The organism is Bradyrhizobium sp. (assembly GCF_049519115.1).
Lineage (GTDB): Bacteria > Pseudomonadota > Alphaproteobacteria > Rhizobiales > Xanthobacteraceae > Bradyrhizobium.
Map to the genome: position 1 here is coordinate 51164 of NZ_JBEKRB010000029.1, position 20535 is coordinate 71698.

The 20535-nt window shown below is 60.6% G+C and carries 20 protein-coding genes and 1 pseudogene; 14 read left to right on the plus strand and 7 right to left on the minus strand.

The features are described 5' to 3' along the window. Nucleotides 1-146: 146 nt before the first annotated feature. From ABSE61_RS21120 to ABSE61_RS21150, 7 genes are all read left to right on the plus strand, one after another. On the plus strand, nt 147-1007 hold the full coding sequence (locus ABSE61_RS21120; RefSeq protein ID WP_423873077.1) for a MaoC family dehydratase: 861 nt from the start codon (nt 147-149) through the stop codon (nt 1005-1007). A gap of 136 nt (nt 1008-1143) precedes the next feature. After that, on the plus strand, nt 1144-2022 hold the full coding sequence (locus tag ABSE61_RS21125; protein ID WP_423873078.1) for an SDR family oxidoreductase: 879 nt from the start codon (nt 1144-1146) through the stop codon (nt 2020-2022). Between the two features lie 21 nt (nt 2023-2043). After that, a complete protein-coding gene (locus ABSE61_RS21130) occupies nt 2044-3000 on the plus strand; it encodes a dihydrodipicolinate synthase family protein (protein ID WP_423873079.1) in 957 nt (318 codons plus the stop codon). A 4-nt stretch (nt 3001-3004) separates the two neighbouring features. Beyond that, nucleotides 3005-3790 carry an NUDIX hydrolase gene (locus ABSE61_RS21135; protein ID WP_423873080.1) on the plus strand — a complete coding sequence of 262 codons (786 nt, stop codon included), beginning with the start codon at nt 3005-3007 and terminating at the stop codon, nt 3788-3790. Nucleotides 3791-3932: 142 nt separating this feature from the next. Further along, nucleotides 3933-4829: a DMT family transporter gene (locus tag ABSE61_RS21140; RefSeq protein WP_490338373.1), complete on the plus strand. Its 897-nt coding sequence runs from the start codon at nt 3933-3935 to the stop codon at nt 4827-4829. A gap of 91 nt (nt 4830-4920) precedes the next feature. Then, nucleotides 4921-5895: a Bug family tripartite tricarboxylate transporter substrate binding protein gene (locus ABSE61_RS21145; protein ID WP_423873081.1), complete on the plus strand. Its 975-nt coding sequence runs from the start codon at nt 4921-4923 to the stop codon at nt 5893-5895. A 104-nt stretch (nt 5896-5999) separates the two neighbouring features. Beyond that, the gene (locus ABSE61_RS21150) at nt 6000-8660 is read left to right on the plus strand and encodes a PAS domain S-box protein (protein ID WP_423873082.1); all 2661 of its coding nucleotides are present in this window, start codon (nt 6000-6002) and stop codon (nt 8658-8660) included. Nucleotides 8661-8671: 11 nt separating this feature from the next. Here the strand turns inward: ABSE61_RS21150 and ABSE61_RS21155 are convergent, their stop codons facing one another. Continuing rightward, nucleotides 8672-9019 carry a GrlR family regulatory protein gene (locus ABSE61_RS21155; protein ID WP_423873083.1) on the minus strand — a complete coding sequence of 116 codons (348 nt, stop codon included), beginning with the start codon at nt 9017-9019 and terminating at the stop codon, nt 8672-8674. Between the two features lie 97 nt (nt 9020-9116). After that, complete coding sequence (locus ABSE61_RS21160; protein WP_423873084.1) at nt 9117-9500, minus strand: VOC family protein; 384 nt, start codon at nt 9498-9500, stop codon at nt 9117-9119. Nucleotides 9501-9735: 235 nt separating this feature from the next. Between ABSE61_RS21160 and ABSE61_RS21165 the strand changes: the two genes are divergently transcribed. Both ABSE61_RS21165 and ABSE61_RS21170 read left to right on the plus strand, forming a co-directional pair. After that, nucleotides 9736-10350, plus strand: coding sequence for a hypothetical protein (locus ABSE61_RS21165; protein ID WP_423873085.1), 615 nt, complete (start codon nt 9736-9738; stop codon nt 10348-10350). A 163-nt stretch (nt 10351-10513) separates the two neighbouring features. Then, a complete protein-coding gene (locus tag ABSE61_RS21170) occupies nt 10514-10948 on the plus strand; it encodes a hypothetical protein (protein ID WP_423873086.1) in 435 nt (144 codons plus the stop codon). A gap of 24 nt (nt 10949-10972) precedes the next feature. On the opposite strand, the gene ABSE61_RS21175 is transcribed toward ABSE61_RS21170, so the two are convergent. Next, a complete protein-coding gene (locus ABSE61_RS21175; protein ID WP_423873087.1) occupies nt 10973-11422 on the minus strand; it encodes a hypothetical protein in 450 nt (149 codons plus the stop codon). Nucleotides 11423-11971: 549 nt separating this feature from the next. Here ABSE61_RS21175 and ABSE61_RS21180 point away from each other — a divergent pair. The 4 genes and pseudogenes from ABSE61_RS21180 to ABSE61_RS21195 all read left to right on the plus strand — a co-directional run. Next, nucleotides 11972-12406, plus strand: a pseudogene (locus ABSE61_RS21180) (MFS transporter); the annotation flags it as partial. A gap of 43 nt (nt 12407-12449) precedes the next feature. Then, the gene (locus ABSE61_RS21185; RefSeq protein WP_423873088.1) at nt 12450-12941 is read left to right on the plus strand and encodes an MFS transporter; all 492 of its coding nucleotides are present in this window, start codon (nt 12450-12452) and stop codon (nt 12939-12941) included. Nucleotides 12942-13255: 314 nt separating this feature from the next. Further along, nucleotides 13256-13684 carry a DoxX family protein gene (locus ABSE61_RS21190; protein WP_423873089.1) on the plus strand — a complete coding sequence of 143 codons (429 nt, stop codon included), beginning with the start codon at nt 13256-13258 and terminating at the stop codon, nt 13682-13684. A gap of 214 nt (nt 13685-13898) precedes the next feature. Next, nucleotides 13899-14582, plus strand: a complete 684-nt coding sequence (locus ABSE61_RS21195) for a hypothetical protein (protein ID WP_423873090.1) — start codon at nt 13899-13901, stop codon at nt 14580-14582. A gap of 1339 nt (nt 14583-15921) precedes the next feature. On the opposite strand, the gene ABSE61_RS21200 is transcribed toward ABSE61_RS21195, so the two are convergent. Next, on the minus strand, nt 15922-16236 hold the full coding sequence (locus ABSE61_RS21200; protein ID WP_423873091.1) for a DUF1488 family protein: 315 nt from the start codon (nt 16234-16236) through the stop codon (nt 15922-15924). Between the two features lie 419 nt (nt 16237-16655). Between ABSE61_RS21200 and ABSE61_RS21205 the strand changes: the two genes are divergently transcribed. After that, nucleotides 16656-17303, plus strand: coding sequence for a hypothetical protein (locus ABSE61_RS21205; protein ID WP_423873092.1), 648 nt, complete (start codon nt 16656-16658; stop codon nt 17301-17303). Nucleotides 17304-17743: 440 nt separating this feature from the next. On the opposite strand, the gene ABSE61_RS21210 is transcribed toward ABSE61_RS21205, so the two are convergent. From ABSE61_RS21210 to ABSE61_RS21220, 3 genes are all read right to left on the minus strand, one after another. Continuing rightward, on the minus strand, nt 17744-18286 hold the full coding sequence (locus ABSE61_RS21210) for a cupin domain-containing protein (protein WP_423873093.1): 543 nt from the start codon (nt 18284-18286) through the stop codon (nt 17744-17746). A gap of 57 nt (nt 18287-18343) precedes the next feature. Then, on the minus strand, nt 18344-18943 hold the full coding sequence (locus ABSE61_RS21215; protein ID WP_423873094.1) for an isochorismatase family protein: 600 nt from the start codon (nt 18941-18943) through the stop codon (nt 18344-18346). A gap of 345 nt (nt 18944-19288) precedes the next feature. Beyond that, nucleotides 19289-20140, minus strand: coding sequence for a helix-turn-helix domain-containing protein (locus tag ABSE61_RS21220; RefSeq protein WP_423873095.1), 852 nt, complete (start codon nt 20138-20140; stop codon nt 19289-19291). Between the last annotated feature and the right edge of the window lie 395 nt (nt 20141-20535).

Consider the following 20535-nt stretch of genomic DNA (forward strand, 5'->3'; position numbering starts at 1 on the left):
GGTAGCGAGGCCGTTGCGAATGGTGCAAAGGAAGCGCGCGTCTCGAAGGATGAGGACGTGAAATAAGAGGTCGTGGTCTCATGGTTCGAGACGGCGCAAAACGCGCCTCCTCACCATGAGGATCAAGAGTTCGAGAGAGAACGATAATGCCGATCAAGTACGATGAGCTGATGGCGCTGAAGAATCTCGATCAGCATTACGCCTATGGCGACCGCGAGGTGATGCTCTATGCCTACGGCATCGGCATGGGCGCCGATCCGATGGACGAAAAAGAACTGGCCTTCGTCAACGAAGCCGCCGCCGTCCCGCGTCCGCTCAAGGTCGTGCCGACCTTTGCATCCGTCGCCGCCTGGGGCGCCAGCCCCGGCGAGATGAATCTCAACCGCGTGATGGTGGTCGATGGCGAACGCGACATCACCTTTCACCGTCCGCTGCGGGTCGCGGAAAAGCTGTTGGTCGATTCACGCGTGCTCGCCGTGTTCGACAAGGGCAAGGACAAAGGCGCGGTGATCCGGCATCAGACCGTGCTCAAGAATGAGAAGGGCGAGGAGCTCGCCACATTGATCGCCTCGCGTTTTGCTCGCGGCGACGGCGGCTTCGGTGGCTCTTCCGACGGTCAACCCGAGCCGCACAAGGTGCCTTCGCGCGCGCCCGACAGCTCCGTCGACATTTCGACGCGGCCCGATCAAGCGCTGATCTATCGGCTGTGCGGCGACCGCAACCCGCTGCATTCCGATCCTGAATTTGCCCGGCGCGCCGGCTTCTCGCGGCCGATCCTGCACGGCATGTGTACCTTTGGCATCACCTGCCGCGGCATCCTGCAAACCTATGCCGACTACGACGCGAGCGCCTTTAAGCAGCACGCCGCGCGGTTTTCCTCGCCGGTCTATCCAGGCGAGACCGTGACGCTCGATCTGTGGAAGGACGGCAATGTCATTTCATTCGAGGCGCGGGTGAAGGCGCGCGAGGCGGTCGTCATCCGCAGCGGCAAGACGGTGTTGGGGTGAGCGGTCATTCCGGGGCGCTCGCGTCGCGAGCGAACCCGGAATCCATGGGGCCGCAACATTCCTGGGTGAGATGGATTCCGGGTTCAGCCCTGCGGGCTGCCCCGGAATGACAGAGGAAGAATAGGGAGCAAACACCATGGGACACCTCGACGGCAAGGTGGCGCTGATCACCGGCGCGGGCGGCGGCCTGGGCGAAGCCTATGCCAAACTGTTTGCGCGCGAGGGCGCAGCCGTTGTGGTCAACGATCTCGGCGGTCCGCGCGACGGCTCCGGCTCCGATCTGTCGATGGCCGAGAAGGTGGTCGCGGCGATCAAGGCCGAGGGCGGCCGGGCGGTCGCCAACGGCGCCGATATCTCGACCATGGCCGGCGGCCAAGCGGTGTTCGACGACGCGATCAAGCATTTCGGCCGCGCCGATATTCTCGTCAACAATGCCGGCATCCTGCTCGACCAGACCTTTGCGAAGGCCACCGAGGCTGCCTTCGACAAGGTGCTCAAGGTGCATCTCAAAGGCACCTTCTGCACCACGCAGCCGGTGTTTCGGTGGATGCGGGAGAATGGCGGGGGCGTGATCGTCAATACGTCCTCGACCTCGGGCCTGATCGGCAATTTCGGCCAATATAATTACGGCGCCGCCAAAGGCGGGATTTGGGCGCTTTCCAACGTGCTCGCAATCGAGGGCCGCAAATACAACATCCGGGTCTGGACGCTGGCGCCGGGCGCGTTGACGCGCATGACCGAGGATCTGCCACGCTATAAAGAGAACCCCGGCATGGCGCTGGGGCCGGACGGCATCGCGCCGGCCGTGCTATACATGGTCAGCGACCTCTCGGGCGACCAGACCGGCAAGGTGCTTGGCGTTTCGGGCCCGCGTGGCGTGCGCGAGATGCGGATGATGGAAATGGAAGGCTGGAAGCCGCCGTTCACCGGCTGGAAGGCCGAGGATATCGTGACGCATGCAGGCGAGATTTTCTTCTCCGAGCAGGAGATCAAGAAATCGGCGCGGCGGACTTGACGAAAAAGGAAGAAGGCAACAATGACAAAACTCACCCACGAAGCCAAAGGTACCTTCGCGATCGCGCCAACGCCATTTCATGACGATGGCCGGATCGACGAGAAATCCATCGACCGGCTGACGGATTTCTACGGCGAGATCGGCTGCGATGGCATCACTGTGCTCGGCATCATGGGCGAAGCGCCGAAACTCGAGGGCGCGGAAGCCGAAGAAGTCGCCAAGCGCTTCTTAAAGCGCGCCAAGAACATGCAGATCATCGTCGGCGTTTCCGCGCCGGGATTTGCCGCCATGCGTTCGCTGGCGCGCGCCTCGATGGATGCGGGCGCGGCCGGCGTGATGATCGCGCCGCCGCCCACTTTGCGCACCGATGACCAGATCACCGGCTATTTCAAGCAGGCGGTGGAAGCGATCGGCACGGATATTCCCTGGTGTTTGCAGGATTATCCGCTGACGCTGAACGTGATCTTCACGCCGGGCGTGATCCGCAGGATCATCATGGATAGTCCCTCCTGCGTGATGCTCAAGCATGAGGACTGGCCGGGACTGGAGAAGATTTCCACGCTTCGTAGTTTCCAGAAGGACGGCTCCCTGCGTCCGGTCTCGATCCTGACCGGCAACGGGGCGGTGTTCCTCGATTTCGAGATGGAGCGTGGCGCCGATGGGGCGATGACCGGTTATGCTTTCCCGGAAATGCTGATCGACGTGGTCCGTCTGTCGAAGGAAGGCTGCCGCGACGCCGCGCATGACCTGTTCGACGCGCATCTGCCACTGATCCGCTACGAGCAACAGCCGGCGATTGGGCTCGCGGTGCGCAAGTACGTGCTGCAAAAGCGCGGCATCATTGCCTCCAGCGCGCAGCGTAAGCCGGGCTCGAGCATCACCGCGACGGCGAAAGCAGAAGTGGATTATCTGCTGTCGCGTGTGGCGCGGGTCGATCGCCGCGCCAACCTGCAGCCGCAGTCGAGCGCGGCAGGCTGATTTCGTGGCTGAAGCGGTCGCCGCGCGTCCGGCCTCGACGATCCTGCTGCTGCGCGATGGCGCTTCGGAAGAAATCGAGGTCTTCATGATGGTGCGCCATCATGAGATCGAGTTCTCTTCCGGTGCGCTGGTGTTTCCCGGCGGCAGCGTCGATCCTGGCGATGGCGAGATCATCGCGCGGCCTGAATTGTATTCGGGCGGCGAGGGAGGCGACGCGGCTGAGTTGAGTTTCAAAATCGCGGCGATCCGCGAGACCTTTGAGGAAAGCGGCATACTGCTCGCGCGCCCACGCGGTTCGAATGACCTGGTCGATGCCAAGCGGGCCGCGAGCATTGCGGCCGAAAATCGTGTGGCACTCTCGGAGCGGAAGACGACCTTTCTCGATGTGCTTACTCAGGCCAGCATGGTGCTCGCCCTCGATGAACTCGTGCCTTATGCCCGCTGGATCACGCCGGAAGGTATGCCGAAGCGGTTCGATACCTGGTTTTTTCTGGCGGCAGCCCCGCCCGAACAACTCGGCGCGCATGACGGCAGGGAATCGACCGACTCGCTGTGGCTATCGCCACGCGAGGCGATTGCAGGCGGAGAGAGCGGGCGGTTCAAACTGCCGTTTCCGACCACACGCAACCTGATCAAACTCGGCAAGCAGCCGAATGTGCGAGCCGCCCTCGATGAGGCGCGAGGAAAACCCGTCGTCACCGTCATGCCCGTGCTGACGAAGCTCAATGGCGGCCGCCAGCTTCGCATTTCGCGGGAGGCCGGCTACGACGGCGAGTTGTTCGAGATCTGAGCGCCAACGGCAATCTCACAATTCGACCGACAGCGAAGCATTGTATCGGTCCGGGCATGTAGGTCTTTGCTCCCAGCAATTGGCGGAGCATCGGCGTGACCATGACAGAGGCAACGACGCGAGATGCAAGCGCGAGCGAGCCATCCCTCGGCGGCGAGCTGGCGTTGTTGTTGGGGCTGGCACGCTCTGGGGCAGCTCGTATACCTTCATCAAGCTTGGCGTCGCCACCATTCCACCGGTGACGCTGATTGCGGGGCGGACGCTGATCGCAGGCCTGCTCTTGCTGCTGATCATGCATTGGCGGAGTGTACGGTTGCCGAATGATGTCGCAACCTGGCGCCGCTTCCTGTTTCAGGCCTGTCTCAACAGCGTCATTCCCTGGACGCTGATCGCGTGGGCCGAGCGTTCGGTCGATGCGGGGCTCGCAACCATCCTCAATTCGACCTCGCCGATCTTCACGTTTTTCCTAATGCTTACGATCGCCCATCAGGATGCGCCGTCCTGGCGCAAATTGTTCGGCGTGGTGGCCGGCATGGCAGGCACCTGTCTGATCATCGGCGTTCAGGCGTTCCATGGCTTTGGCGAACAGGTCGTCGCGCAAATCGCGATTGTGACCGCGACCGTCTGCTACGCTGGTGGCGCCGTCTTCAGCCGCGGCTTCAAGGGCCTCGATCCGATGGCGCCGGCCGCCGGCTCGTTACTGTGTGGCGCGGCGATCCTGTTGCCGGTCAGTGTCGTCGTCGAGCGGCCCTGGGCGCTGATGCCGTCGATGACTTCCGTGCTGGCGCTGCTGGGACTAGCGGTATTTTCGACCGCCATCGCCTTCGTAATCTACTTTCGCCTGATCCAGATCCTGGGTTCCGTCGGCACCACGGCGCAGGCCTATCTTCGCGTCCCGATCGGCGTGGCGCTGGGTGTCCTGCTGCTGGGCGAGAAACGCTCGCCGACCGCCTGGTTGGGTCTCGCTAGCGTTGTCATCGGCGTCGCCGCGATGACCATTCCTGCGCGCAAGCCAGCCGTGGCCAACGGTTCCGGCTGAGGGCAACCCTTGCTCGGCGGGCGGATTGCCGGCATCCTCACCGCAGGCGGAACGCTTAAACACCGCGGGCAGGGCAGGACACGCGACGGCAATGACGAAACGCGTTGGCGCGACGATAACGGCGTTGTTGCTGATCGTGGTCTCTCTCGCCGCGGCGAGCGCGCAGGACAGCTTTCCGAACCGGCCGATCCGCGTCGTCAATCCGTATTCGGTCGGAAGCGTCGCCGACGTATTCGGCCGTATCGTCACTCAGCACATAGCCGCGCGGTGGAATGCCTCGATCATTATGGAATCGAAATCCGGCGCCAACGGTTCGATCGCGGCCGAAGACGTCGCCCGCGCCGAGCCCGATGGATATACGTGGCTGTTGGTGACGACGTTTTTCACCACAAGCCCGTCGCTCAATCTCGTCATGCGATGGGACCCTGTGCGCGATTTTACGCCGATCGGGATGATTTGCCAGGCGCCCAACGTCTTCATCGTTCCGGCATCCTTGCCGGTGAAGAACGTCGCCGAATTTATCGCGCGCGCCAAAGCAAAGCCGGGAACTCTGAATTACGGCCATCCCGGCAAAGGCTCGACCGGCCATCTCGGCTTTGAGCTGTTCAAACGGCTGGCAGGGATCGACGTCAATCCGATCGGCTACCGCGGTTACCCGCAGATGGTTGCGGATATCGCCAGCGGCCTACTCACCTCGTCGTTTTTCTCGACCAACCAGGCGCTCTCGCTGACGCAAAGCGGCACTATCCGCATCATCGCGTCGATCGGCGAAGGCCGGTCGAAATACTTTCCAGACGTGCCGACCATGACCGAGCAGGGATTTGCCGAAGCGCAGGTGACGCCCTGGTTTGGCATCGTGGTACCCTCAAAAACCCCGCAGCCGATTGTCGCGAAAATCAGCGGGGCGCTGGAGGCGGCGGTGGCTGCGCCCGAGGTGCGGGAAAAGCTCGATTTAGCGGGTTGTGCGGCGAAAAGTGCCCCGCTCGGCGAATTCGCCGGCATCATCAAGTCCGATATCGCGCTGTGGGCCAAGGTCGTGAAGGACGCCGGCATTCCTGCGGATTGAGCAGGCGCGAAACAAGGCTGCTCCGGGTTTCCCCCGGGCCACCAAATCGTCGTATAAGGGAGCACTTTCCCGAGCAGATTGCCTCGCTCAGAGCCCTTTTCGCGATGTTTAGACGGATACAGTCGGTTTCTTTCTCAATCGGGCAACTGACCTTTGGCAGTTTCACCCTTTTGCTCGCCATGATCGCCATGACGAGTATCGCCAGCGTCGTCGCCATCCGCCATATCGACGCGACCTTCGCTGAACTGCAACACCTGCAAAGCCTCGGCGATGTCGCCGAAGAAATTGACCGCCGCACCAAAGAATTGAGGCTGGCGGCGCGGGATTTCGTGACCGACCCTGCGGCGCCGTCCGGCCGCGCCCAGGAGGCGTCCTCGTCGCTGAGCGCTCTATTGAAGAACACGCGACTGCAACTCGCGCCCGAGCAGCAGGAGATGATCGACGGCGTGACGCAGCGCCTCGCCAATTACCAGTTGGGCATGGATCGGATCACCGCGTTGATTTCCCGCCGCGCGGAACTCGTCGCCGCCTTACTGCCTGTCCGGACCCGGTTCGAACAAGCCATCGCTGATATTCCGGAACGGGCCACTGCTCGCCAGCTGTTTCGCGCGCAAAATCGGCTCACAGCGGCGTTGTTGGCGCACGATCCGACTGCAGCCGGGCAGGCGGCCGGCGCCATGAAGTCGATCTCGATCGAAGATCCGACGCTTCGCGCGGCGACCGACGCTTACGCCGATGCGGTCGTTTCGCTTTCCAGCACTGAAGCCGATATCGCCCAGCTCGACCGGGAGGTGCTGGGCAGCGAAGGGCAAATGATCAGCCGGGTCACTGATTTGCTGCGCGACCTTGGCGACAGGCGGGGACGGGTGCTGTCGCGCGATTTCGCCCGGACGCTCGCGCGCGACAAGTGGCAAAGCATTCTTCTCGGGATCGCCGGCGTGCTGATCGGCTTGGCGGCCGCGCTGTTCGTGGTGCGTCAGACGGTTCGTCCGCTCAAGGCGATTGCCACCGCAATTCGGGCGTTAGCCGGCGGCGAAAAAGAGACGTCGATTCCAGCCACCGGGGTGCACAACGAGATCGGCGACATCGCACGCGCCGCCGAGGTGTTTCGCCGTTCGCTGGTTGATGCTGACGCGGCACGGGAAGCTGCGATCCGCGCGCTTGCCGAGCAGCGCCTGGCCGAGGAGAGCTATCGCAAGCTGTTCGAAGGTTCTGTCGACGGAATCTACGTGACGACGCCGGGAGGACAAGTTCTCAACGCCAACCCGGCGCTCGCGCGGATGATGCTCTACGATTCGCCGGAGGGGCTCATTCGCGGCATCAACGACATTTCCGAGGGCGTCTATGTCCATCCGGAAGCGCGCGTGCAGTATCAGCAGTTGATGCAGCGCGACGGCATGGTGCGCGAATTCGAGTATCAGGTGCGGCGGCGCGACGGATCGATTTTATGGCTCTCAGACAGCGCCACGGTGGTTCGCGACGAAGCCGGCGAAATCGTCCGTTATGAAGGAACCGTGCGCGACATCACCGACCAGCGCCGGGCTGAGGAGGCGATCGCGGAAGGCCGGCGGCTGTTGCAGCTCGTGATCGATACCGTTCCGGCTATCATCAACGTCAAAGACAAAGAGCTCCGCTACGTCCTGATGAATCGCTATATGGCCGGTATTTTCGGGATCGAGGCCCCTGAGGCCATCGGCCGGACCACGTCGGACCTGATGTCGCGCTACGGCGCGCAGAAGACCGACGAGAACGACAGGCGGGTGCTTGCGACCGGCAAGGAGCTCGGCTTTTACGAAGAGGAATACCGGGATTCGTCCGGCAATCTTCGTCATTGGCTCGTGAACAAGTTGCCGCTGCTTGATGCGGACGGCCATGTCGAGAGCATCGTGACAGTTGCGCTCGACATCGGCGAACGCAAACGCGGCGAGCAGGAAATGCGCGAGGCCAAGGATGCCGCCGAAGCCGCATTACGAAATTTGCGCGAGACCCAGAACTCGCTGATCGAGGCAGAAAAGCTCGCCGCGCTCGGCCGCCTCGTGGCGGGTGTCGCGCATGAGGTCAACAATCCCGTTGGCATTAGTCTGACGGTTGCTTCTTCGCTGGAGCGCAAGACCGCATTGTTCACCGCCGAAGTCGCGCGCGGCGACCTCAGGCGTTCAAGCCTCACCGATTTTCTCGGCGCCGCCCGCGATGCATCCGGCCAGTTGGTTGCCAACCTCAACCGCGCCGCGGAACTGATCACGTCGTTCAAGCAGGTCGCCGCCGACCGCAACTACTCGGACCAGCGGACGTTCGACCTCGGCGACTTGACTGAGCAAGTCGTATTGAGTTTGCGGCCGGGCCTGCGCAAGCACCGCCTGACGCTTGCGGTCGATTGCGAGCCCAACCTCACCATGAATTCCTATCCCGGTCCCTATGGGCAGGTGCTCACCAACCTGTTCCTCAATTCGGTGGCGCATGCGTTTCCGGATGGGCGCGCGGGAACGGTCGATATCAAGGTGCGGGCGTCGGGGGCGGATTACGTCGAAGTCATTTTTGCCGATGACGGTTGCGGCATGAGCCTGGATGTCCGCCGCCGCGCCTTTGATCCGTTTTTCACGACCCGCCGCGATCAGGGCGGCACCGGGCTCGGCCTTCACATCGTCTACAGTATCGTCACCAATCGCCTCGGTGGTCGGCTGGACCTGGATTCCGAACCCGGACGCGGCACGCGCGTTCACATCGTTCTGCCGCGCGTGGCGCCGCTGGAGCAGGCCGCTGAATAGACGTTGAAGGCTCAGTCGGTTTCGACCAGCTTGCGCAGCGTGGCTGTAAAAATCTGGCTCGCCTTGCCTACCAGCGCCGTGCCGCTCATGTCGGCAGCGGTATCCGTGAACGTCCCGGAGACACCGATGCCGACCGGATCTGGTCCGCCGAACAGCGGGGTGACGTCGGGGCTGGGCGTATGGCGCTGGACCAGAATCTCACCCTTGAAGGTATTATCCTTCACCGTGTAGCTGCCGACATAGAACAGGTACGCGTCGCCGCCAAGGATATTGCCATCCCGAAACAGCACGACGCCGCTGCCCTTGCCGGAGCGGCCGTCCTGAAGGACGACATGGATCGAATACAGCCCATTCTTCATGGTATGTTGACGCCAGACCCCACTAACCAGTTCGTTATGCCAAAGTGCTGCGTCCGCCGTCAACGCGGCAGGTTGGCCTCATTTGCTCTCGCCCCGCTCAGGCGTATTTTTTGTCGCGCTCGAGCAGTTCGATCGAAATCCCCTGGGGCCCGCGAATGAAGCAGATGCGGACGCCCGGCCGGATCGTGTAGGGCTCCGCAGTGAATTCTACGCCCTTGGCTTTGATCTCGGCGGCGACCGCATCGATGTCTTTGACCGACAGTCCGAGATGGTCGAGCCCCTGATGAGGGTGATTAGGGGCCGCATTGACACCGTCGCCGGATGTGACCGGCGCGATGAAGACCATGGCGCCCCCGAGTTTGACGTCGATGCGGCCGGGGCCACGAACAATCTCGCCGCCGAGGACGTTTTCAAGCCAGGCGGCCACCGCCTCCGGGTCGGGACTTCGCAGATGAACGTGGTCCCAGGTCACTACCGCCATACTTTTTCTCCAACCGATTATTTTCGCGCCGCCCATGACGGCCTGACAGAAATGGCGGTACGTCGCCCGCATGAGCCAAGTTTAGCGGCGAGGCGACGGCGTGACCATCCCCTCGGCAAGCCCGGTTCAGGCCGGCTTGCGCCTTGATGGAACCAATTTCTCATGTGTGAATTTGTCATGTGTGAATTGTGATCCAGGCAAGTAGAGCCTTCCGATTTGCCCAGATGGCGTGACCATGACCGATGGATTTCTCACTATTGATTCGACCGGAATCTGTCGGCATGTCAGTCTTGCCTGGGGACATTATTCAGATCGCGCTGACGATATGCCTGCGAGCAATCTCAGGACAGCCATCGGGTGGTTGCCGATCGCCGTAATACTGGCGGTGGCCGGATTGCTGTTGCTGAACCAGGCTCGGGAGCTGTCATCCGCAGGGCCAATGCATCTCGCGGCAGCCGCATTGGCGAAACCTGCCTCGATCAGCCCGACCGTGGGTCTCGCAAAAGAGCCTTCGTTCAACCCCGCCATTTCCGAAGCCATTGTGCCGGCGCAACCGGCGCCCGTCGATCGCCTCACGATCTCGTCGCAGTCCTGGCGCAGGGGCGGGCTTGGCTCCAATGCGCTGATGACGATGACGCTTCGCAACGACAACGGCTACGCCGTCAAGGACATCAACATTGCGTGCGCCTTCACGCGGCCCGACGGCAGCCATTTGACCTACCGCTCGCGCCTGGTCAACGATGTCGTCAACATGAAGAGCCGAAAGACCCTGACGCGGTTGCACGTCGGTTTCGTCAATGTGAACGCCGCCAAGGCGAAATGCTCGCTGGTCGCGGCCAGTCATATTTAAGGTAAATTGGCTTTTTGGGCGGTGCCGCCCTTCAAAAGTCGCCTTTCAAAACCAGATAAACCGGCGCCGGCACATCGAACCTTTTCCCGTTTTGAGGAACAAATAGAGAGATCGCCGGTTGAGCCGGAGCCTGCATTGCCGTGCGGATGGAGCACAATCAAAAATGCCGCTGATGCGCTATTTTATCTTCGTCGGCGGCGCGTTGCTTGCGCTCCTGTTGGTCGCGGACGCCTGCCTGCCGTCCTTGCCCGTGGTTAGAGCCTCGCGTTCCGACACCGATCTTTCCGTCATACGGATCCATTCCGATACGAAATGGCCGGAGCGCGTTGTCTTCGATACGACCCGTCCTACCATCACACCGGTTCCAGCGCCCGTGGTGGCCGAAGCGGTTGCGCCGCGGGAAAAAATCGCCGCGGTGTCTTCGAAAGGCGGGGTGAGGGAGGCGTTTGCCCAATTACCAGCCACTCCCGGCCATCCGAAGCTGAAACGAAAGCCCGTCGTGGCCAAAAACTATGCTGGACCGAGCTACGCTGGATCGCGGACGGTGCTGGTTGCCCAGCAGCGGCCCCTGGGCTATTTCGGCAACAATGTCTGGTGATCGGCTCGGTTGCGGGACGTGCGCTTAGCGCCGCTGTTTGACCGCAACCCAGGTGCCCGAACAGCCGTCGGATCGATCGTAAGTTCCGGAACCCGCATCGCCGGACAACCGCCCCTCAGCGGTGAGCGTCATTCCGTTGCCGGCGCCGACCGTGTGGATAATGCCGTCCGGGGTTACGTTTCCGCCGCCGCCCCGGACGATTACCTTGCCGCCCTTGATGACCGCCGACACCGAGCCCGCTCCCCGGCATCCGCCGCCCGTGAATTTCCACCTTCCGTCAAAAGGATTGGCCTCCGGCGGCGGTGGAAGCGTGGGGAGTTCGATTGCGGACTGCTGGTTTTTGTCTGAATTGGACAGGAAAGCCAGCTGGGCTTCGCCGGAACGAGAGGCCGTGGCGTTCAGCAGAATGGGTGCGGCGATGACCAGCGCTGCCAGACGTGCGGATTGCTGTGCGATGAACGCCCGATGCCCCATTCGATGCCCCCGTGAATTGCCTGATTTTTATAGCATGGCGGCCGAAAGCTGAAATATTCGAAAAACGCCCGCGCACAGGACCGCAGGCTGGGTTTCCTTCCGCCTCAGCTGCGCATTACAGCCGGTTGCCCTATGAGGGCAGACACGCTATTTGGCCCCTGTCGAAAAAGGCAGGTTTGGTCTGGGTAGGCCCAAACACTTCCGGTACCTCACGGAAGCTCTGTTCCTTGCATCGCTGCTGATGGCAGCGCCTGAGAACCCCCGACGATCCCCGCGCGGCGAGAAGCCGTGCGTAAGGTTCGTCCGTGTGGTTGTCAGCCGACAAACTGCTCCGGTTGAATCTTTAACCTGGAGCGCGGCGATGCAGGACACCAGCCACAATTCAATTCAGGATTCACAAGTCGGTCATACGCCAAAAGCAACCGGTGCCGTAATCGTCGCGGTGTCGGTCTTTCTCAATTTCACCGGCTTTACCTTGATCCTGCCGGTGATCCCGTTCCTGGTCGGTCAGTATGTTCCGCCGGAACAGGTGGGTCTGTATGTGGGCTCATCGTCTCGGTATTCGCGTTCTGTGCGTTTTGCGCAGCACCCGTTCTCGGAGCGCTTAGCGACCGTTATGGCCGCCGTCCCATCATGGTGCTGTCGCTATTTGGTTCCGCGGTCGGTTACCTGATCTTCGGTCTCGGTGGCGCGTTGTGGGTTCTGTTCCTGGGCCGAATGATCGACGGCCTGACGGCCGGCAATGTCAGTACCATTTACGCTTACGTGGCCGATACCGTTGCGCCGGCCGAGCGCGGGCGTGTCTACGGCCTGCTCGGCGCGGTCGGCGGCCTCGGCTTCATGCTCGGGCCGGTGATCGGCGGTCTGTTAGGGGCGACTTCTCCGTCGACGCCGCTCTTTGCCGCGGCCGCGCTGACACTTGCCAACGTCGCCTGGATCCGTTTCGCATTGCCTGAGACGGTTGCACATATCGGGCCGCGTCCGGCCTGGCGGTGGCAGCAAGTGAACCCGCTTGCGCAACTGCTGCATGTGCTCGGCATGGGCGGCTTGGCATGTTCCCTTTGCGGCCGCGTTTTCGTTCTTCTTTGCCGCGACCATGCTCCAGAGCAATTTTGCCGTCGACCTGAAGGACGTTCTGCAATTCGGCCCCATCGGGATCGGCTGGATTCTGTTCGCCGTCGGCGTGATGGACATCGTCGCCCAAGGATTTCTCACCAGCAAATTGCTGCCGCGCGTCGGCGCCAGCGTGCTCGCGAAATCGGGGCTTGCCATCAACGCCATCGGTTTCGCGTTCATTGCCTGTCTGACTTTCGTGCCGAGGGTCGAATTCCTGCTGGTCTCGATCATGATCTTCACGCTGGGTGACGGTCTGTTTCAGCCGTCCATCAACGCGATCATTTCCAATGCGGCGCCTGGCGACGCGCAGGGGCTGGTGCAAGGCGCAAACCAGTCCCAGCAAGCATTGGCACGCATGCTCGGTCCCCTGCTTGCTGCGGTGCTGTCGCCGTTTAAGTCTTAGCGCGTCTTATTGGGCGGGTGGGTTGATTGCGGTTGCCGGCGTCGTGCTGCTGTCGATTTCGGCGCAATCGCTTCCGCCGGAGGCGAGATGACCTGGGAGAGTTGACGCACAACAACGGACCGTTTCATTTCGCGGACACGGCACCCGATTCCGCTCGGCTTTCAGCCGGTTTGCTTTTACTGGCCGATTGCGGGGGAATAAGAACAGACCGACGCGTGGGCGAGGCCTTCACAGGAAGTTGCGCATGTGTGCCTCGTTGCCCGGGCGCCCTCCGTACACTAAAAGGCGAGACCAAGAGTAAGTTCGGAGTGAGCATGATGGCGTTGCGTGTTATCGATTCCCTGGCTCTGCGGTACGAGCCTGTGATCCTGTTGCTGGGCCGGCTCTGCATCGGATCGCTTTTTCTGATGTCGGGGATCAATCACTGGCTGGACCTGAAACTGGTCAGCCATTTCGTGGCGGGCCTGCCCGGTTCGGCGAATGCCTGGGCGATGCTGGCGTCAACCATCGAGGTCGCGAGCGGGGCTGCGATGGTGCTCGGCTTCCGCACCCGTGAGTTCGCCCTGCTACTGGTCGTCTTCAATCTCTGTGCCGCGGTGATCGGCCATCCTTACTGGTCGATCGCCGACGCCACCGCACGCTGGGCCCAGCTCATTCATTTCTGGAAGGACATCGGGCTTGCTGGCGGCGCTTTCTTCGTGCTCGCGCGGGGCGCGGGACCCCTCAGCGTTGACCGGGCGTGAGGGGTCGGCACCCACCGGGTGCTTCGGCCATCAAGCACGGGCGCCGATCGCACCGGCAGCGTAACCGCTAACGCCCGGCGACCCATGCCAGCAGCGGGCGCTAACCCGGAATTAATCTGATCGGCGCATAATCCCCTGCAGTATTAGTGGGCAACGCGTAAGGAGCCGTCGCGAGGACGATCCAGCGGCGGCTCTTTTTATTGAGGTCAATGCAGTGACCAAGACACCGGAAGCGCAGATCCAAACCGGGATCGCAGACAAGCAACCCGACTCCGCACCGAACAAGAAGTCCGCTCGGAAGTCGATCATGGCCCTGTCGGTATTCGCCTTGGCGATAAATGGGACGGCGGCTATCTATACCTTGCCGTCTCTCGATATCACCTTGCCGAGCTTCAGCGGCTTGGTGGCCGAGTTGCTTCCGCACGAGAAAGCTTCAGCGCCAATACCTGATGCGGTTGTCGCGGCGTTGAAGGATATCCAGTCGGCCCAGCAGCAACATATCGCGGCGCTGCAGGACAGTGACCACTCATTGCAACAAAACGCGGCTCTGCTTCAGAAGGACTCCGCTCTGATTCAGAAGGACTCCGCTCTGATTCAGAAGGACTCGGCTACGATTGATAGCCTGAGAAAAAGCCTGACGGACGAACAGGTCGATGTGAAGAAGATATCTACTCAGCTTTCGACGCTGATCGCGAAGGTCGACTTGCTACAAAATGCCATAGTGCCGGAAATCACGTCCTCCATCCCGAAAGGCCGCGCTCGCGCCCGGCTATCCGGAATGGCGCACAAAAGGATGGCTCGTCCGCTCAAGCCTGTAGGACCGATTTCAGTTGGAGGCGCTCCGTTGACGACGGCTCCCGCGCAAGGCTGGACCCCGGTACAAAGCCCGGAGGGCTGAGGCGATCGTGAGGAATAGGGCGCGGGCTTCGGCGCCGTGCTTTTTTCATCTTTTCATCTCGCCCTGAACGCGCATCTGCTCCATGTCGCGTCCCGTGTCACGGCTCTCGTGAGCCGTTCAGCATCGCCAAAACATATTCCAGTGATGGTTTCTGCCACTTTTTGGTGCCGGAATCCCTCACTGAAAAACCATTCTCCATCGGCAGAGCCCATCAGTACGCCAGTGGTCACAACTATATTTGGGTGGGACTGAGGATGGCACATCTATCGGCAAGCGGGACTGTAGGCCGATCCGTATCTTTCATCTGAAGCCTGCCCGGCTCTCGCACGTGATGTTACGATCGGAAGCTTACACGAGCCTTACAGCAAGGGCTCGAAGGTGGCCGCCGTTCCATAGCTATACTGCAGGCCAGCCCAGCAGCCGCACGAGCAAATCCCATCGGCCGACGTCTACAGGAACGCCGGCACGTTCGCCGACGGTGCCGATCCGGACGTTGCCGCAATAGACATGCCGGCTACACGGCGCGGATTGTCGGAGCGACGGCGAGCATGGCCCATGATCGCCAAACAACCCGGAAAGGAAACCCGCTAGGGGTAGGGATGGGGACAAGCGAGCTACAGGTCTCATCGTGCCCCGGTCGAATACGGCGGGGCATTAATTCCGACTAGCAAAACTTCCGATGTTCCCGGAAGGAATATCAACCCCTGGTGTTTGTTGTACGTGGGCAGGGCGTGATCGATACTTGGGTAATCCCATGGTTGAGCTGCTGCTTGCGATGATTTTTGGTTTCGTTATGGGCTACTTCGTGAGGGATGCGGTCTCGCGCCGTCGACGGCGCAAGAGCCGCGATGTTTTTTGGAGATAAGTCCGCCTCGGTTGGCGGCTTCTTTCATTTCAAGCCGCCTTCATCGCGACCACGTTCGAGCTGGCGGCAAAACTTGCCCACGCCGTCATGATTTGCTTGCGCTTCTCGAACTTGCTGCGGCGCTTCGGGAACGTCTCGCGGCTCACGCCGAAACTGCTGCGGTCGCCTGGACCCGTGCTGACGATTGCTAGCGGCGGACAAAAGCGCCACGGAAAATACGGATGAGTGCACGCCATGCATAATGAAAGCCGCCCACTCCGGCAACTGGCGGAAGCAAGAGCGAGGGTTACGCACCGTTTCCAAGTTAGGCGCTCCGTCTCGCTTAGGCGTCAGGGGGATCGAAAGCGAGACGGAGGTAGGGCGCTGGTGCGATTAAATCCAGCGCGGTCTTAAAAGGCTGCCGATTCGTGGCGAGGTTTAGGCGGTGTCAGTTGTGTATCGCGTTTCAATTCAAAGAGGATCGCAATGCGCGGGTTATTCGCTACTTGGGGGGCTCTGGTTGGTTTCTTCCGCCTTACCATCCACGTGTTTGGAAAAAATTTTTACGACTGATCCACGAAGAATCGGCCCTTGGTCGAAGAGCCGCGACGCAGTTTGTTCAATCGTTTTTCGTAGAGAAAGAAATTGAGCCAAGCGGGCGCTGCTTTCCGTCCCCTTCGTTCCCGCGAGTTCGTCCAGCGCAGCGTCGCTGATTTGACACAGTACGACCTGGTCGTCGTTCAGCATCAAAAACCGGAAGGCCCGCCGTTCCTCATCGTGTCCTTCGATTCCATGGCTAATCAGCGGCACGAACTGTACTCCCCGCAGACTGGCACTACCCCTCGCTTGAGGGTGCATCGGCTCGCCTCTCAGATCAACCAGCTTTTGGGGCCTGCCTTTGCGCAAACTGGTCTGTGTTGAGATTACCTTGGCTTCGATTGCTTTCGGGGGCTGCTCGCCGTCATCTGCGCAAATGTCGTTGACCAAGGCGCGGGCGATGGCGGGCGGCAGATCGTTTGCGGATTATGGACGACGTCGGCATGGGATTGCAGACCCCTCGTTTTCCGCAGGAGCGGTCCCGCGCTTATCTGATGTGGCGCGCTCCCCGCGACCAAGACGCGCTAACCTGAAATTAACCATAGCAAAGTCTTGTAGAGCAACTAGGAGTCGTCGCGCATGCTACCCTGCAACGGCTCTCGATTTATTCCACTCATTTGAGGTCGAAGAGCGTGACCAACACATCGGAAGAGCAGAGCCAAACCAACCTAGCGGGCAAGTCCCCCGAGCCGGGCAGCAGGTCCGGTCACAAAACAATCTCTGCGCTTGCTATATTCGCGTTGGGCTTAAACGCGGTCGCTGCCGTCTATACGTCATCGCCTTCCGACTTTGCTTTGCCAAATGTCAGCCGACTGGCCGAACTGCTACCTCACACGGAAGCGCCGGCGCAAGTGCCGCCACCCGTTGTCGCTGCACTGAATGATATTCAGTCGGCCCAAACGCAACATCTTGCCTCGCTGCGAGAAACTAGCTCCTCATTGCAGCAAAACGTTGCTCTGCTTCAGCAAGAGTCATCTACGATCGATTTGCTTCGACAGAGCATCACGGACGAACAAGCCGACGTGAAGACCATTTCGGCTCAGATCGCGGACGAGCACGTCGATGTAAAGAAGATGTCTGCTCTGATTTCGACGCTCATAACAAAGGTCGATGCGCTCCAGAATTCCAGTGCGCCGGCCGTAACCTCGTCCATTCCCAAAGGCCGAGCTCGCGCGCGGCTTGTGACGCACAGAAAATCGGCTCGCGGGGAAAAGCCTGCAGGACTGATTTCGCTTGAAGGTGTTCCGCTAACCGCGGCCAGCTCAGGTTTCTCCTTCTAGGCAAAGTCCAGAAGGCGAGCTGGAACGCCTCCCGAAGTCCGGAAACAGCGCACCGGCCGCAAAATATGCTTCCAGATGCTAATTCTCTGGGAAGCAGTTCAGGAAAAGTTCTGCACTAAGTGATTGTTTTTGCTGGCGCGCCACGGCCGATGAAGATGGGCAATACTCTTTCGCCGTGGCGCTATGATGCCGCAATCCGCCACGCGCTCCAATCGGCAAAACTGCGATCCGCAATGATTTTGCACTACGCCTCCTAGGTCCCGATATTGCGGGCTGGTCCGGTTGACCCATCAATAACGGCCATTCCGAGCAACCTCCCTGACAGACGAGAAGGGCTAACACCGGACCCATCCATCGACGCAGTTAGACGTCCGGGTCCAAGCGGTGACCTTAACCGCGACAATGCCAAGAGGCGCGCAGATCAATCCACGGTTTATGCGTCACGCCGTCACCATTTCGGTCCGGTATTTCGGCAGCAGCGCTGCCAGCAGCTTGACTTTCTCGGCTTGCTCTTCCGGGGTAGGCTTCGGCGGCGGTGACGTCCGGCTGTCGATAGGGAAGCCGACGGCTAGGAAGAGTTCCTCCTGTCCCGCCGGTGTGCACATGCAGAGCATATGGACGGTCTTGCCGGACTTGTTCTTGAATACATGCGGGGCGTTTGCCGGGATGTTGACCGTAGACCCGGCGCGGACCGTTTGCGTCTTGCCACGGAAGGTAAACTCCAGTTCTCCTTCAAGCAGGGTGAACATCTCCTCAAAATCGTGACGATGCGGCGGCGGGCCACCGCCGTCGGGCACAAGCATGTCGATAAGGCAATAGCGTCCGGCCGTCTGAGCACCCGACACCAAGATTGTATAGTTGTTGCCGACGATGGAGACGCGCTGCAACTCCTCTCCATCTGCATCGGCGACGGTCAATTGACGGTTAAGATCATCGGCCGGAATCGGTGAGGTCGGTCGCGAGGTAGCCTGTTCGTTGTTCATCTCGTCTCTCCCTTACGTCAGGAAGGTTTCCGGGCGGCCATCGCCAGGTTTGTTTGATCAATCGACCGGCAGCATCGGCGGGTTGGCGGCTATCAACGGAACGAGCTTCATGCCTTGCGGCGTGGCCCAATTATGCACGAGCTCGGCGACCATCGTGTTGGTCGATGTCAGCCAGACGCCCGCCCGCTCCATCCGCCGCCGTGACGTTTCTTCGCCAATGTCGAAGCTCGACCCGCTCGCGTCAAGCACAGCCTGAACTTCGAAACCGGCCTCGACCGCGCTAATCGCTGGAAAGACGAGGCAGATATCGGTCGTGACTGCTGCCATTATGAGTTGGCGCCTGCCCGTATTTTCGACCGCTTTCCTGAAGTTGGAATCGTCCCACGCATTGACGATGCCGGTCCGTTGAACGCGCGCGACGAAGGCTTCGGGAAGTGCCCGCTGGAGGGATGGATGGAGTGGCCCTTGTATATGATCTTCCATGCTTGAGGTCATGACGATCGGCATGTTGAATGCCAGCGCGGCCTTGCCGAGTACGACGGCGTTACGGATCGACTGATCAGAAGTGATATTCCTGATCAACTGAATCGTTCCAATCTGATGATCGATCAAAACCAGGGCGCAGTTATTGGGCTTGAAATGGGGGGAACTGCTCATTGAAGGATCCTCATGGTTTCTCGGATAATCGTTTACAAATCCGCTCGCAAGACGTCGTCCTGTCGTGTCGTCGTTTCAATCTCAAACGGATCGACGTTAACCCCGATCATGGCAGTCTTTTCGTCCCGAGATGACGCGGGATGCCGTAGCAGGTTTCCCGCTTCCCAGCGTTCAGGATTCCGCAGGACGTTCAAAATCCGAGAGGAGAATCCGACCGGGCCGTCACGGACCTGCGGACCGGTTTGCGACCGTTCCTCATCGTGAGATCGAGCAAAGCCGATCCACTATCGTCGCCGCAGCTTGACGAATTCGGATGCAGGGCGCACCCGAGGTCGCGCCTCCGGTCTACATCCACTGCCGTCGATAGGCGCCGGGCGTTGTTCCAACCTGCTTCCTGAATGCTGTCGCGAAGTGTTGCGAAGAAGAGAACCCGCACTCCAACGCGATTTCACTCATCGTGCATTGGCTCGAAGTCAGCAGACTCTTCGCGCGCTCGATCCGCCGCAGTAAAACGAATTGCCATGGCGAGAATCCGGTGGCGGTCCGAAAACCTGAGGCAATTGCGCTTGTCGAACAGCCGATAGCGCAGCTCAAATCAGCCATGTTGAAATCATCGGCGAGGTGATTCTCGACATACTCGAACAAACGGTTGAGCCGAGGTTTGCTAAGGGTACCAGACCGATCCGGCTTTCGAAAATCCGCCTGTGAGGCGCGAACCAGGAGGATTACCAAGGCCCTGCTCAACCCGTCGGCCTCCAGACTCGTAAGCCCCTCGACACTCTCCAGCCACAGGCGTTCAACGAGTTGCATGACCAACTCGTCCCTCTGGCACTCGGTGTGAAGGCGGCCTAGGTCGCCACGGGTGCCAAGATGTTCTTCGAAAGCGTCGGGTGAGAACTCCAGTGCCAGGAAATCAAGTTCGGACGAAAGCTCGCAGGTGCCGACCAGATTCGCGGCTGCGACGGTGTAATGCCGGTCAAGAACGCCGCTGAAACGCCCCGCACCGTGATCTACCATCTTCGTACCATCCCTTTGGGACCGGTTCATTCGAATTGAGACACCACGCGCCGCGGGCGTGAAAAAAGAGCCGGGTTCACGGTGAGGTGCACGGAACAACTTAAGCGATCCAACGGTTCTGTGTTCCTGTTGGGATGTGCCGGAGCGCTTGAAGTGTTCAGCAAAGCTGTTGGTTTCCACGTGCCCTGTAGGCGTCGACCGCTGCCTTGCGATCGGTTCTCGCGACGTTGCCGGATTGCCGGATCCCATGTTTGACACCCCCACGTCACACTTCCTTCCGGAGGCTGCAATCGAGCTCCAAGACAAGGAGGGGAACGCGCTCTCGACAGCGCTCGGGCGCTCACTTTAACGACAGGTCCGTGGAATGCCCAAAAGATTACTCAGATCAGGGCCGGAAAATCATAAATTGAACGTGAGAACTTGGTCCGTAGCCCTGCGCATCGATCGGCCAAAGGCTTTAGCTCCCGCCTCGTTAGGGACGCGCATTGCTTAAGAGCTTAAGCCGCAACTCGCGATGCCCCCCACAGGGACAGGCGACCTGGAAGAACGGGACCGAATGTTCGACGTCCGCTGAG

Bases quoted from the DNA above. Each gene is read 5' to 3' on its own strand.
- ABSE61_RS21120 (WP_423873077.1), top strand. From the start codon at position 147: ATGCCGATCAAGTACGATGAGCTGATGGCGCTGAAGAATCTCGATCAG.
- ABSE61_RS21125 (WP_423873078.1), top strand. From the start codon at position 1,144: ATGGGACACCTCGACGGCAAGGTGGCGCTGATCACCGGCGCGGGCGGC.
- ABSE61_RS21130 (WP_423873079.1), top strand. From the start codon at position 2,044: ATGACAAAACTCACCCACGAAGCCAAAGGTACCTTCGCGATCGCGCCA.
- ABSE61_RS21145 (WP_423873081.1), top strand. From the start codon at position 4,921: ATGACGAAACGCGTTGGCGCGACGATAACGGCGTTGTTGCTGATCGTG.
- ABSE61_RS21150 (WP_423873082.1), top strand. From the start codon at position 6,000: ATGTTTAGACGGATACAGTCGGTTTCTTTCTCAATCGGGCAACTGACC.
- ABSE61_RS21155 (WP_423873083.1), bottom strand. From the start codon at position 9,019: ATGAAGAATGGGCTGTATTCGATCCATGTCGTCCTTCAGGACGGCCGC.
- ABSE61_RS21160 (WP_423873084.1), bottom strand. From the start codon at position 9,500: ATGGCGGTAGTGACCTGGGACCACGTTCATCTGCGAAGTCCCGACCCG.
- ABSE61_RS21165 (WP_423873085.1), top strand. From the start codon at position 9,736: ATGACCGATGGATTTCTCACTATTGATTCGACCGGAATCTGTCGGCAT.
- ABSE61_RS21170 (WP_423873086.1), top strand. From the start codon at position 10,514: ATGCCGCTGATGCGCTATTTTATCTTCGTCGGCGGCGCGTTGCTTGCG.
- ABSE61_RS21175 (WP_423873087.1), bottom strand. From the start codon at position 11,422: ATGGGGCATCGGGCGTTCATCGCACAGCAATCCGCACGTCTGGCAGCG.
- ABSE61_RS21185 (WP_423873088.1), top strand. From the start codon at position 12,450: ATGTGCTCGGCATGGGCGGCTTGGCATGTTCCCTTTGCGGCCGCGTTT.
- ABSE61_RS21190 (WP_423873089.1), top strand. From the start codon at position 13,256: ATGATGGCGTTGCGTGTTATCGATTCCCTGGCTCTGCGGTACGAGCCT.
- ABSE61_RS21210 (WP_423873093.1), bottom strand. From the start codon at position 18,286: ATGAACAACGAACAGGCTACCTCGCGACCGACCTCACCGATTCCGGCC.
- ABSE61_RS21215 (WP_423873094.1), bottom strand. From the start codon at position 18,943: ATGAGCAGTTCCCCCCATTTCAAGCCCAATAACTGCGCCCTGGTTTTG.